The 12,208-nt window shown below is 59.3% G+C and carries 11 protein-coding genes and 1 tRNA gene; 10 read left to right on the top strand and 2 right to left on the bottom strand.

The window, feature by feature from the left end; genetic code table 11:
• Nucleotides 1-23 precede the first annotated feature (23 nt).
• From GNP00_RS05160 to GNP00_RS05190, 7 genes are read left to right on the top strand one after another with little or no spacing between them, the layout of a single operon-like run.
• A complete protein-coding gene (locus GNP00_RS05160; RefSeq protein ID WP_011579825.1) occupies nucleotides 24-896 on the top strand; it encodes a branched-chain amino acid ABC transporter permease in 873 nt (290 codons plus the stop codon).
• Nucleotides 896-1,936, top strand: coding sequence for a branched-chain amino acid ABC transporter permease (locus GNP00_RS05165; RefSeq protein WP_011579824.1), 1,041 nt, complete (start codon nucleotides 896-898; stop codon nucleotides 1,934-1,936). Before GNP00_RS05160 ends, GNP00_RS05165 begins: the two co-directional genes overlap by 1 nt.
• Nucleotides 1,929-2,705, top strand: coding sequence for an ABC transporter ATP-binding protein (locus tag GNP00_RS05170; RefSeq protein ID WP_011579823.1), 777 nt, complete (start codon nucleotides 1,929-1,931; stop codon nucleotides 2,703-2,705). Before GNP00_RS05165 ends, GNP00_RS05170 begins: the two co-directional genes overlap by 8 nt.
• Entirely contained in the window at nucleotides 2,698-3,399 is a 702-nt protein-coding gene (locus tag GNP00_RS05175; protein WP_011579822.1) for an ABC transporter ATP-binding protein, read from the top strand. Before GNP00_RS05170 ends, GNP00_RS05175 begins: the two co-directional genes overlap by 8 nt.
• Nucleotides 3,383-5,764 carry a xanthine dehydrogenase family protein molybdopterin-binding subunit gene (locus GNP00_RS05180; protein ID WP_011579821.1) on the top strand — a complete coding sequence of 794 codons (2,382 nt, stop codon included), beginning with the start codon at nucleotides 3,383-3,385 and terminating at the stop codon, nucleotides 5,762-5,764. The genes GNP00_RS05175 and GNP00_RS05180 overlap by 17 nt, the downstream gene beginning before the upstream one ends.
• The gene (locus GNP00_RS05185; protein ID WP_011579820.1) at nucleotides 5,745-6,575 is read left to right on the top strand and encodes an FAD binding domain-containing protein; all 831 of its coding nucleotides are present in this window, start codon (nucleotides 5,745-5,747) and stop codon (nucleotides 6,573-6,575) included. Before GNP00_RS05180 ends, GNP00_RS05185 begins: the two co-directional genes overlap by 20 nt.
• A gap of 8 nt (nucleotides 6,576-6,583) precedes the next feature.
• The gene (locus GNP00_RS05190) at nucleotides 6,584-7,066 is read left to right on the top strand and encodes a (2Fe-2S)-binding protein (protein WP_246259196.1); all 483 of its coding nucleotides are present in this window, start codon (nucleotides 6,584-6,586) and stop codon (nucleotides 7,064-7,066) included.
• A 219-nt stretch (nucleotides 7,067-7,285) separates the two neighbouring features.
• On the opposite strand, the gene GNP00_RS05195 is transcribed toward GNP00_RS05190, so the two are convergent.
• Nucleotides 7,286-7,359 (bottom strand) — tRNA-Gln (locus tag GNP00_RS05195).
• A gap of 287 nt (nucleotides 7,360-7,646) precedes the next feature.
• Between GNP00_RS05195 and GNP00_RS05200 the strand changes: the two genes are divergently transcribed.
• Both GNP00_RS05200 and GNP00_RS05205 read left to right on the top strand, forming a co-directional pair.
• A complete protein-coding gene (locus GNP00_RS05200) occupies nucleotides 7,647-8,963 on the top strand; it encodes a Ppx/GppA phosphatase family protein (RefSeq protein ID WP_041544455.1) in 1,317 nt (438 codons plus the stop codon).
• Nucleotides 8,951-9,667 carry an RlmE family RNA methyltransferase gene (locus GNP00_RS05205; protein ID WP_085953088.1) on the top strand — a complete coding sequence of 239 codons (717 nt, stop codon included), beginning with the start codon at nucleotides 8,951-8,953 and terminating at the stop codon, nucleotides 9,665-9,667. Before GNP00_RS05200 ends, GNP00_RS05205 begins: the two co-directional genes overlap by 13 nt.
• Here the strand turns inward: GNP00_RS05205 and GNP00_RS05210 are convergent.
• Complete coding sequence (locus tag GNP00_RS05210; protein ID WP_011579816.1) at nucleotides 9,649-11,088, bottom strand: MFS transporter; 1,440 nt, start codon at nucleotides 11,086-11,088, stop codon at nucleotides 9,649-9,651. The genes GNP00_RS05205 and GNP00_RS05210 overlap by 19 nt on opposite strands.
• Before the next feature lie 202 nt (nucleotides 11,089-11,290).
• Here GNP00_RS05210 and GNP00_RS05215 point away from each other — a divergent pair, with 202 nt between their 5' ends.
• Nucleotides 11,291-12,088, top strand: coding sequence for a DUF2243 domain-containing protein (locus GNP00_RS05215; RefSeq protein WP_011579815.1), 798 nt, complete (start codon nucleotides 11,291-11,293; stop codon nucleotides 12,086-12,088).
• Nucleotides 12,089-12,208 lie beyond the last annotated feature (120 nt).

The raw sequence follows: 12,208 nt of genomic DNA on the forward strand, positions 1-12,208 counted from the left end.
CAGTAATACTCGGGAGGTTATAAATGGGGTTCATGACCCTTTTAACGGCAGGACTAGCGCATGGAGGACTCTATGCGCTAGTCGCCTTGGGACTGGTGTTGATCTACAAAACACAGGGCATCGTCAACTGGGCCCATGGCGAATTGCTGATGGTGGGAGCCTTCTCCGGCTATACTGCCTTCGTGCTTGTCGGCCTCCCTTATCCGCTTGCCTTCCTCATCGCTGTCCTGGCCGGTGCGTTGCTAGGGGCGGTGATGGAGCGGGTCGCCTTTCGCGGCATCGTACATGAGCATCATGCAACGCTTGCTTTGGTGGCGATCGGTTTCTCCGTCATCATCAAAGGGCTGGCGCGCATCCCCTTTGGTGCAGACGTGTACACCTTGCCGCCGGCCGTAGATGCCGGACCACTTCGCTTCGCTGGCGCGATAGTCACGGCGCAGAGTGTCCTGACGATCACTATTTCAGTTGGCATCGCGCTAATGCTGCTGGCGATCTTCCGTTACACCCGTACCGGAAGGCAAATGCAGGCAACCCAACAGAACCTCAACGGCGCCCGCATCGTGGGCGTCAATACGGGACGGATTTTCTCTATCACGTGGGCGCTTGCCGCCGCCGTCGGCGCAGTGGCTGGCCTTCTGGCTGGCCCGACCTCCCTCCTGTATCCTGACATGGGCAGTGAATTCCTGCTGAAGGGCTTCGCAGCCGCAGTTCTCGGCGGCTTTTATAGCGTCACCGGGGCGATAGTCGGCGGCTTGCTCGTTGGGGTGATCGAAATGCTGATCGGAGGCTATATCTCAACGGCGTTCCAGCAGGTATCTCCGTTCCTCATCATTATTATCGTCTTGTTCGTCCGTCCTCACGGCCTGTTTGGACGCCGACCGGTGGAGCGAGTTTGATGGATCGAACCGCTATTATGAAGAAGCCCCTGATTTATGGCGGATTGGCCGCAGCTCTTCTTGCGGTCCCGTTGCTGACCAACGGCTACACGCAGTATGTTGTCAATCTCGTGACCGTCTATGTTGTGCTTGGAGTCGGCCTTAACATACTGCTTGGCTATGCTGGGCAGTTCGCCTTCGCCAACGCTGCGTTCATGGGCATCGGCGCCTATATAACTGCGATATTGTCCAGTCAGCTCGGCTTGCCGTTCTGGGTGTGCATTCCAGCCGCAGGCGTCGTGACCGCATTGATTGGGACAGCTTGCGCCGTGCCGGCAATGCGGATGGCCAGCATCTACCTTGCACTCGTTACCTTCGCTTTCGCCGAGCTAATGGTGTGGGTCTTCATCAACTGGAAGGGTGTAACGAACGGATCGAACGGCATTGGCGTCAGCGCTCCGGATCTTTTCGGCTATGTGTTTCGCGGCGACCAACGCCTATATTATCTTCTTCTGCCGTGCTGCCTGACAATGCTTTGGCTCGCATCGCGTATCCTGAAGTCGTACATAGGCCGGTCATTCGTCATCATACGCGAAAGCGAGATCGTAGCCCGCTGCAACGGGATCGATGTCAGCCGCACGAAGATGATTGCCTTCGGCCTCTCGGCATTCTTCGGTGGCGTAGGTGGAGCGCTGTTCGCCTATACGGTCGGCCTTGTGCTGCCGCAGTCGTTCGGACTTTTCCAGCTGGTAATTCACATAGCAATTGTGGTGCTAGGCGGCATGGCCAGTCTTGCTGGCGCCATCATCGGGGCACTGCTCCTGACTACGCTTCCAGAATTCTTGCGCGACTTCCAGAGTCTGCAGGAGGTGATGTTCGGAACGGCGCTCGTAATCGTAGCGATATTCATGCCCCGGGGTATTGCCGGCGCGTTGACTCGGTTCGGCATTCTCCCGCGTGAAATGCTCGTGCGTGGCATCGTGCGCGAAAGGCGTCCGGTTGCTACACCCGGACGGGATCAGGACCTGGAACCTATTGGTGTGGGAGTCACCCATGACTGATCCAGTTCTAAACGTATCCAACCTGACGGTACGCTTCGGCGGGCTGGTTGCGGTCGACAGCGTCTCCGTTGCCCTCAAGGCTGGCAAGGTGCACGGTCTCATTGGACCGAACGGAGCGGGCAAGACGACCTTCTTCAACGCGATCACCGGACTGGTGCCGCAGTCCGACGGCAGGGTCCAATATCTAGGGAAAGACATCACCAATCTGCCTGCCCATCGGCGAGCGGATATTGGCATCCGACGTTCGTTCCAGTCAGTTCAATTAGTACAGAGTCTTACGGTACTTGAAAACATTCTTATCGGTCTGCACAGTGGATCGGCAGGCAAGGGCTGGCGTGGCATCGGTGCACTCTTCGGCTTTGAAGGCCCGGATCGGGCCGAGCAGGAGCAAGTTTGGGACGTTGCAGCCTTCCTCGGCATCGAACATACCCTGTTTAAGTCAATCGCCGAGTTGACATTCGCTGAGCAGCGGTTCGTGGAAATCGCCCGAGCCATCGTCTCCCGCCCGAAAGTGCTGATGCTGGACGAGCCGGCTGCTGGGCTTAGTGAGGCTGAGATTGAAAAGCTGGATCGGCTGCTAAGGCGACTCGCCCTTGAATGGGGCATGGCTATTCTGCTGGTGGAACACGTGCTTTCCCTGGTTCTCGTTGTCTCAGATGAAATTACGGTTTTAGACAACGGCAGGTTCGTCATCCATGGGCTGCCGGACGAGGTAGCGCGCGATCCGCGTGTCAAATCCGCCTATCTCGGAGAAGAAGTACATGCTTAAGGTCGAGGGGATTTCTGTCGGATACGGTGCGATCGAGGTTCTGCGTGACCTGAGTTTCACCGTTCCGAAAGGAAAGGTCGTCGCGCTGCTGGGAGGTAATGGTGCCGGCAAGACGACCACAATGAATGCCATCGCTGGGCTAATCCCGCTGCGAGGCGGCGAAATCTACATGAACGGCGAACGCATCACTCGTCAGGCATCCCACAAGGTGTTCGCTGCCGGTATCTCGCTAGTAGCACAGTCTAGGGAACTCTTTCCGGAAATGACCGTTCGTCAGAACCTGGAGCTGGGAGTCCTTGCTCAGACAGGCGTGTCGGACGTCGTGGCGCGCGTCGAGGAAATCTATGAGATGTTCCCGCGGCTGCGTGAAAGGGCGTTCAATCGAGCAGCCTCCCTTTCGGGAGGGGAGCAACAGATGCTGGCGACGGGCCGTGCCTTGATGGCGCGGCCGAAATTGCTCTTGCTGGATGAACCCACAACAGGACTCGCACCCATAATAGTTTCAGAGCTCCAGAAAATTATCCGAGCAGTGAACGAGCGGGGCTACACGGTGCTGCTCGTTGAGCAGAATACGAAGATGGCTCTTGAGGTGGCGGACCATGTCTACGTCTTGCGGCGGGGTGGAATTGCCCTCAGCAAACCGCGATCCGAGATTGTAGACACGCAGGAAATCTTCGATGCCTACCTTAGCTGAGCAATCGGCCGTCTCCAGCTCCATTCCTCGCATCGACGCGCATCGTTATGTGAGTGGGAAGCCGGTTTATACCTCTGATCTACTCCCAGCTGGCTGCCTCCATATGGCTCTGTTGCGCAGTCCGCATCCGCGCGCGCGCATCGTTAGTCTTGATGTAATGAAGGCAAAGGCAGCGCCCGATATCGTTGAGGTTGTGACCGCAGTAGACCTCGACGATCTAAAGCCGATCCCTGCGGCACTTCCCTTCAGGAGCGACGTGGAGGGGCGAGGAACGATTGTCGGTCGATGTCTTGCGGATGGCGAGGTTTGTTACATCGGTCAACCAATCGCTGCTGTCGTCGCAACCAGTGTGCACAGCGCCCAGGCAGCTCTCGACCTGATCGAAGTCGAGTACCAGCCGTTGCAAGCGGTCCTTGACTTCGACGAAGCACTTGATGCGGGAGCGGTCGCTGCGCACCCCGGTTGGGCTACGAACGTGGTCGCCCGTGACGAGATCCATCGGGGCGATTTCGAAGCCGCCCTACGTTTGGCAGATGTGGTCGTTGCCGGGGAGCTTGAGTTCGCGCCGTCAACAGCCGCACCCATGGAACCATGCTGTTTTACGGGAGATTGGGACCCGGCACTTGAACGCGTATCCCTGACCGGTACCCTGCAGAACCCTCACACAACCCGCTGGATGATCGCCACGGCGCTCAATATCCAAGAGACCGCCGTGCGCGTGGTCGCGCCACCGCTTGGCGGCTCATTTGGCTTAAAAATGGCGGGGCATCCTGAAGAGGTTCTTGTATGCGCCTTGGCGCGGTTTCTTAAGCGGCCGGTCAATTACACGGAAGAACGCTGGGAAACGCTGATGGCTCCTTGCCGCCGGCAGAAGCATAGGTTCCAGATCGCGGCGACACGCGACGGCAGGATTCTTGGCTTCGAAGACCAGTTTGTCGCAGATGTCGGCATCACGGGGCCCGGCAATGGTTGGTCGATGCCGCTCGTTACGGCTACGGTCTTCCCGACGGTCTACGATGTGGAGCACTGCCGGATCTCCGCGACATTGATCGCGACCAATTCCACGCCTTGGCAACCTATCCGCGGGTATGGCAAGGAGATCGGTAACACTGTGATGGAGCGGGCCATCGATTTGCTCGCGGCACATCTCAGAATGGACCCGGTGGCCCTGCGGCACCTGAACCTGATTGCGGCCGGCGATTTTCCGAAAAAACTTGCCTCCGGTCTCAATCTCGATAGCGGTGACTATCCGACCGCGCTCGAGAAGCTGACGAAGCTATTTGGCTACGACGCTTGGCGCCATCGGCAATCGAAGCAACGCCAATCGGAAAAGGTTATTGGCATTGGCATCGCGTTCGAATTGACGCCTGAAGGAGGAGCTCGACCGGGTGCATTCCCCAGCGGATTTGAAACCGCTACCGTTAAGCTCCTTCCTGGCGGGAGCGTGCAGGTTCTGGTTGGGGTAACTTCACCCGGGAGCGGCAACGAAACTGGTATTGCCCAACTCGTTGCGGCGGAACTGGGCGTCGATGCTAGATCCGTCCAAGTGGTGCAAGGGGATACTGACGTAACGCCTGTTGGTACCGGACATGCAAGCAGCCGGGCGATGCTCTATGGTGGTACCGCGGCCGTTCTTGCCGCGCGCGATCTTCGTGCGAAGGTTTTGTTATGCGCTGCAAACATTCTTCGAGCGCCGACGGAAGGTCTCTCCCTAGAGGCGAGCATGATACGCGACAGTGAGGGGAATGGTGTCCTAACTCTTCAAGAAGTCTCCCACCAGGCGCATACCAATCCCATCATCGTGGCGAAGGGTACTGAACTGCCACTTGAAGCTACTCGCAGCTTTCAGCCCATCAATGTCAGCGTTATTCCCGATGAAAAGGGCCGCATCGCGACGTATTCTTCCTTCCCCTACTCGGTTCACGCAGCCGCCATCGAGCTCGATCGAGAGACTGGTTCGGTCAAGGTCTTGGACTACGCTTGCGTCCATGATTGCGGTGTGATGATCAACCCAATGCTGGTTACGGGGCAGCTAAAGGGCGCAATTGTCATGGGTATCGGAGCCGCCCTGTGGGAGGAGCTTGCCTATGATGATCAGAGAAGGCCGCTGGCACGTCGTCTTAAAGAATATCTTCTACCGCGTGCGATAGATCTGCCTGAAATCCGCGTAGGGCACATGAGTACGCCCAGCCCATATCATCCCCTCGGACTGAAGGGCGCAGGCGAGTCGGGGGTCGGTGGCGGTATTGCAGCGATGCTTTCCGCCGTCGCTGACGCTTTGGGGGAACGGCGCGCCGCGCTGACACGCTGTCCCGCAACACCGCCAACACTTCTGGATATCCTGCATGATACCCAACCGTTTTGACTACGCTGCGCCAAAGACGCTGGATGCGGCTCTCGAGCTTCTCTCTGGGCGAAACGATGCCAAAATTCTCGGCGGAGGCACAGTGCTGGTGCCACTGATGGGCCTTGGCGATGTGAAGCCTTCGGTTGTTGTTGACCTTAGGAATTTGCCCCTTAGCGGTATTACGAAGAGCAATGGCAGCCTCTTGATCGGTGCTGCCGCAACCTACAAAACGATCGCGGCTGATCGTGCTGTCGGCGAGATGGCGCCGTTGCTGGCCTATGTCTCTAGGCAGATCACAGGTGGGCCGCAGATATTGAGTCAAGCGACCGCAGGCGGCTCGGCCTGCTATTCTAATCCCGCTTCGGATGTTCCAGCTAGCATCGTGGCTCTCGATGCGCGGATGCGTTTGGGTTCTGCTGCTGGCACACGAACATTGTCGGCGCTGGAATTCTTCACCGGCGCATTTACAAATGTCCTCCGACCGGACGAAGTTTTACTGGAGATCCTTATCCCTCCTTCGTGCTGGAATCGCTTCGGCTACATCAAGCAAAAGCACGCCACGAGCTCTTGGCCCATAGTTACGGCGGCGTGTCTTGCAGATAATGACCGTAATGTTCGCATCGCAGTCGGTGGAGCCGCTTCCAGGCCATATGTGGTCGAAGGGATATGCCGAACCAAGGGATGCGCTGAAGACATCGGACAACGTGCGAGCGAGGCGTTGGTGGATCCGTGGAGCGATGCACTCGCGCCAGCAGCATATCGGCAACGCATCGTCAAATCGGTTGTCACGCGGGCTGTGAAGCAGGCCCTAGCGGAGGCCACGGCATGAGAATCGCTATGAAGGTGAACGGTGTCGCCCGAGATGTCGAGATCGATGAACGCATGCTACTGGCGGAGGTCTTGCGGGGACCTCTCGGATTGAAGGGAACGCGCATTGGATGCCTTACCGGCGATTGCGGGGCGTGCACTATTTTGTTCAACGGGGAGCTTCGGAAATCCTGCCTGATGCTGGCACAGGCTGCTCGTGATGCAGATGTCCAGACGATCGAGCATTGCAGCACAGAGATTGACGTGGTTCGCGAGGCATTTGTCGAAGCCCATGGGTTCCAATGCGGATTTTGCACCTCTGGAATGATTCTAGTGGCGGCTGAGCTATTGAATCGGGATCAGGAGGTGAGCGCAGCAGATATCCGCCAAGCGATAAGCGGCAATCTCTGTCGTTGCACGGGCTACGATAACATTGTGGTCTCTATCCAGAATGCATTGGCAAGGAATTCGGACCAGCGAAATAAAATGTCCCAAGATTCACCTGCCGGATAAACTCTGGCTCAACGAAACAGAGTTTCGCTCTGTGCCGACCAGGTGCAATAATCAGCAAAGCGCCCTTCAGCCGTATGGGGGATCTCAATCTCCGCATCGCCGTCCTGCAAGTGCCAAGGCGCATTGGGGAACGTATCGCCACGATCACGTCCGATTTGGCGTAGAGACGACCCCTCCGGTAGCGACTCGCCTTTGGTGCTGTATAGGGAAAAAGGTGTGTGGCTGGGGAACCTGGATTCGAACCAGGACTAACGGAGTCAGAGTCCGCTGGTCTACCGTTAACCTATTCCCCAGCAGCGGCCGTCAAAGGCCATGCGGTGACAGCTATTTAGCCATGCCCCTTCAATAGTCAACCCCGGCCCCGCTTTCAAATCCCCTTCCGCATCTTTTTCTCATCTGACCAATTCCGGGAAAACCGCATTCACCGGCGCCGGCATGCCTATCTGCTTAAGGTGGGATAATTTGCTTCCGTCTGCTCTTGGTGGATAGCCTCTTGGCTGCTAATCTGTTTCCAACATGGCGATATGAAGCGCCTGCTGCGCGCCACTTCTCGGCGCTGCGCGGCGCGGAAGGATAGACGGTGGACGACCACGGAAAAGGTGACGCGCCACCGGTCGCGGAGTTCCTTCGCGATCACGCGTCAACCGGGGGCGGCGTGGGCAGCGGACGGGATCCGGTCACGAGTCCCGCATCTGTTGACATTCCGCAGCCGAAACGAAAACGCAGGAGAAGGCGCAAGCGCGGCGTGTTCGTGCGCGGAGCCGAGCCTTGCGCCGACAGGAAAGCCGCGCCACAGAAGGCGCCTGCCCTCACACCGCAGCCTGCACCCGCAGAATTTGCGCGAAGGAGCAAGGCTTATGCTGCCCGGCTTTCAAGCTCCCCTGATGCCGATGCGCTTTATGCCGCCCTTGATCTTGGCACCAACAATTGCCGGCTGCTGGTCGCTACGCCGGGCAGGCCGGGCCGCTTCCGCGTTGTGGACGCGTTCTCGCGTATCGTTCGGCTGGGCGAAGGGCTCGCGGCCAGCGGACGGTTGAGTGACGCCGCGATGGAGCGGGCGGTAGAGGCTCTTTCCGTCTGTGCGCAGAAGCTGGACGGCCGGAGTTTGGCCGGCGTGCGCATGATTGCGACGGAGGCCTGCCGCGCCGCGGAGAACGGGCCTCACTTCATCGAACGCGTACGCCGCGAAACCGGTCTCGACCTTGAGATCATCGACCGGCGCACCGAGGCTCGGCTCGCCGTTTCCGGCTGCGGTTCTCTCGTTTCACGCGATACGGATGGCGTCGTCCTGTTCGACATCGGTGGCGGTTCGTCGGAAATCGCGCTGATCGATCTCTCACGCCATCGCACGCCCCGGCTCGCCGACCACATCTTATCCTGGACTTCCCTGCCGACCGGCGTCGTCTCGCTGGCGGAACGTTTTGGCGGCCGCGTCGTCACGCCGGTGATTTTCGAGGCCATGGTGTCCCACGTCTCCGAAATGCTGGCCCAGTTCGATGGCGGCACAAGGCTTGCCCATGTGGCCGGCAGCGGCAAGTTCCACCTGCTGGGCACTTCCGGCACGGTGACGACGCTTGCAGGCGTTCATCTGGGTCTCAAGCGATACGACCGGAGGCGGGTGGACGGGCTTTGGATGGAGCGCGCCAGCGTCGACCGCATCATCGACACGATCCTGAACTGGAGCTTCGACGAGCGTAGAGCCAATCCGTGCATCGGGCTGGAGCGTGCTGACCTCGTGCTCGCTGGATGCGCCATTCTGGAGGCTATACGCCGTCATTGGCCGGCAGAGCGCCTGCGGGTCGCCGACCGGGGCCTGAGGGAGGGCATGCTCAACGAGATGATGGCGCGCGACGGTGTTTGGCGGCGCCGAAAGCAGAACGGAGCATGCCCGGCGTGACGAAGGAGAAGAAGGCTGGCTCCGGGACGCGCGTCCTGAAAACGCGGGTCAAGAAGAAGCGGGGCTTGAAGAGCTCGTCCCGGCGCTGGCTGGAGCGGCATCTGAACGATCCTTACGTGCGCCGAGCCAATTCGGAGGGAATGCGCTCGCGCGCCGCCTACAAGCTGATCGAGATCGACGATAAGCACCACATACTGGCACCAGGCATGAAGGTGATCGACCTCGGCGCGGCTCCCGGCGGCTGGTGCCAAGTGGCGGCTGCCAGCGTGAAATCCGATCCCGCAAAGCCTTCCGTCGTCGGCATCGACTATCTCGAAATGGACCCCGTGCCAGGAGCCGCGGTGCTCCAGATGGATTTTCTCGACGACGCCGCGCCGGACCGGCTGATCGAGGTTCTGGGCGGGTCGCCGGATGTGGTCCTGTCCGATATGGCGGCACCCACCACAGGACACCGGCGGACCGATCACCTGCGCACCATGCAGCTTTGCGAGGCGGCGGCGGATTTTGCAATCTCCGTGTTGAAGACCGGCGGAAACTTCCTGGCCAAGACGTTCCAGGGCGGTACGGAGGGCGAGCTCTTGTCGCTGCTCAAAAGGAATTTCCGTTCGGTCCATCACGTCAAGCCGCCTGCTTCCCGCGATGAATCGGTCGAGCTTTACATTCTTGCAAAGGACTTCAAAGGCCGTCAGGCTGCGGAGGGCTGAGCAGTCCGTTCCGCGGCCAAGGCCTGTTCCTCTTCTGCCACGCGCTTGCGGCCGTGGCCGGATACGGCACTTCCGGTGTCGGCGGGAAGACGCAGGAACGGCAAGGCGGCCAGCGCCGACACAAATCCCACAATCACAAACGCGTTGACAAAGGCGTCGCGCCCGAGCGGCTCCCCGGTGACATAGCCGGTGATCTCCAGAATGCCTCCCCCCACCGCCACGCCTATGGCGATGCTGATCTGCTGCGACGCGGCCGCGATCGCGGTCGCTTGCCCCGCTTCACGGTCTCCGAGTTCGGCAAAAACGAGCGCGTTGTTGGAGGTGAAGAAAAGAGAGCGGAAGAAACCGGCGGCCACCAAAACCGCCACAATGGTGAGATGGGGCGTGGCAGCGGTGAATAGAGCATTGGCGGCAATCAGCAGGCTGCCGAAGATGGCCGCGAAAATGAGCGTGAGGCGGAAACCAACGGCCCGCAATGCCGTGGAAGCGATCATTTTGACCGAGATGGCGCCCAGCGCGGACGCGAAGGTAAGCATGCCGGATTGAAAGGGCGTCAGCCCGAACTGGAGCTGCAACATCAGCGGCAGAAGGAACGGAACCGCGCCGACGCCAACCCGGAAGAGGCTCCCTCCTATTATAGCGGCGCGAAAGGCAGGGATGGCGAAGAGCCGCAGGTTCAAAATCGGATCTGCCGCGCGGCGCGCGTGGAAAATATAAAGGAACGCCATCACGAAGCCGAAGGCTGCGGTGACAATACCGATAATGGGCGGGAGCGCAGGAAGACTTATCACGGAAAGACCGAAAACAATCCCCGAGGCCGCCAGACCGGAGAGCGCAAACCCCGTGGAATCGAGCTTTTTTTTATGTTCCGGCTCTAAATCAGGCAGGACGCGGCCCGAGAGCAGGATGCCTGCAAGCCCGATGGGCACATTTATCAGAAAGATCCAGTGCCAGGAAAAATAGGTGGTGATGAAGCCGCCTAGCGGCGGGCCGGAAATGGGACCGATAAGGGCCGGCACAGAGAGCCACGCCATGGCTGAAATAAGCTGGTTCCTCGGTGTGGCGCGAACCAGCACCAATCTCGCCACCGGCGTCATCATCGCCCCGCCTATTCCCTGCAGGAAACGCGCCAGGACAAAGGCGAGAAGAGAGTTGGACACCGCGCAGGCGATCGAGCCGAGCACGAAGATCGCGAGTGCGAGCCGGAATATCCGCTTGGCCCCGAAGCGGTCCGCCATCCAGCCGCTGACCGGGATGAAGATTGCGACCGCCACCAGATAGGTGGTCAAGGCAAGCTTCAGCGTCACGGGATTGGTGCCAATGTCCTCGGCGATCGCCGGTAAGGAGGTGGCGATTACCGTGGAATCCATCTGCTCCATGAAAAGGGCGACGGCAAGGACCAGGGGCAGTGTGCGGTTCAAGGCGGACTCTTGGACGTGATAGGCGAGAACACCACGGGCGCGCGGTGATGCCGAGCCCGCGTCTGATCTAACAATATCTTGCCCTTAGCATCTTCGCTTCCGCTTGTGCAGGGGGATTGCAGCCGGGTTCTGTTAGTCAACCCGTAAAGACGGAACCACAGCGCATACGCATTGTTCGGCATTACCGAAAAAGGAAGAACAAATGAGCGCCCTGGTCAGCGATACAGAAAAGCAAAGTACCGCCGGCTATCGATGGTCGGGATATTTGCTCGGTTTCTCTATTGGGGGCTTTTTCGATGGCATCCTGCTCCACCAGATATTGCAGTGGCATCACCTGCTTTCCGCGTTGGAAGGCGGCCGTTTCGGCGATCTGCGCTTTCAGATCCTTGCAGACGGCTTGTTCCATTTGCTGATGTATGTGCTTGCACTGGCGGGCCTGTGGCTGCTGTGGCGGTCGAGAACAGTATTCTCCCGATCTCCGTCGGGTCGAACGCTTCTGGGGGCCGCGCTGATCGGCTTTGGTGCCTGGCATATATTGGATGGGATCCTTTCGCATTGGGTGCTTGGCATTCACCGCATCCGCATGGATTCGGCCTTTCCGCTGTTCTGGGACCTGCTTTGGTTTGTCCTTTTCGGCGTAGTCTTCGTGTTGGCGGGTTTTTACCTGCAGCGGGGCCGCAGTTCAGGCGCCGGAGGAGCCGGGCTGACGTCTTCGGCTTTGGCCCTGCTCGCCTTGTTTGGCGGAGCGGCCGCGGCGCTGCCCCCTCCCGGCGACGGCCCCGTCCTGGTGGTGTTCCGTCCGGGCGTTTCTCCCGCGCACGCTTTTTCTGCCCTGACACAGGTAAACGGCCGCCTGATCTGGTCGGATGAGTTCGATCGGGTCTGGGCAATCGAATTGCCGGAAAACGCCAGCGTTTTGCCGCTCTATAGGAACGGCGCGCTCCTCGTTGGCACTTCTCCCGCGGTTTCCGGCTGCCTCAGCTGGTTCTCCAGGGCATGAATTGTTTTCAAGATATTTTGTCGCTTCGCGGGCCGGCATCTTCCCTTCATCGGACAGACGTGTTACCAGCCCTTGCCAATCCGCAAAGGGTTAAAAGAGTCGGGCGCGGTCTTGTTGAAA

This window comes from Chelativorans multitrophicus, assembly GCF_011317445.1.
In the GTDB taxonomy this organism is placed as follows: Bacteria; Pseudomonadota; Alphaproteobacteria; order Rhizobiales; family Rhizobiaceae; genus Chelativorans; species Chelativorans multitrophicus.

What these genes read in the sequence shown, in the direction of transcription:
- GNP00_RS05160 (WP_011579825.1), top strand. Translation starts at nt 24, where the DNA reads ATGGGGTTCATGACCCTTTTAACGGCAGGACTAGCGCATGGAGGACTC.
- GNP00_RS05165 (WP_011579824.1), top strand. Translation starts at nt 896, where the DNA reads ATGGATCGAACCGCTATTATGAAGAAGCCCCTGATTTATGGCGGATTG.
- GNP00_RS05170 (WP_011579823.1), top strand. Translation starts at nt 1,929, where the DNA reads ATGACTGATCCAGTTCTAAACGTATCCAACCTGACGGTACGCTTCGGC.
- GNP00_RS05175 (WP_011579822.1), top strand. Translation starts at nt 2,698, where the DNA reads ATGCTTAAGGTCGAGGGGATTTCTGTCGGATACGGTGCGATCGAGGTT.
- GNP00_RS05180 (WP_011579821.1), top strand. Translation starts at nt 3,383, where the DNA reads ATGCCTACCTTAGCTGAGCAATCGGCCGTCTCCAGCTCCATTCCTCGC.
- GNP00_RS05185 (WP_011579820.1), top strand. Translation starts at nt 5,745, where the DNA reads ATGATACCCAACCGTTTTGACTACGCTGCGCCAAAGACGCTGGATGCG.
- GNP00_RS05190 (WP_246259196.1), top strand. Translation starts at nt 6,584, where the DNA reads ATGAAGGTGAACGGTGTCGCCCGAGATGTCGAGATCGATGAACGCATG.
- GNP00_RS05205 (WP_085953088.1), top strand. Translation starts at nt 8,951, where the DNA reads ATGCCCGGCGTGACGAAGGAGAAGAAGGCTGGCTCCGGGACGCGCGTC.
- GNP00_RS05215 (WP_011579815.1), top strand. Translation starts at nt 11,291, where the DNA reads ATGAGCGCCCTGGTCAGCGATACAGAAAAGCAAAGTACCGCCGGCTAT.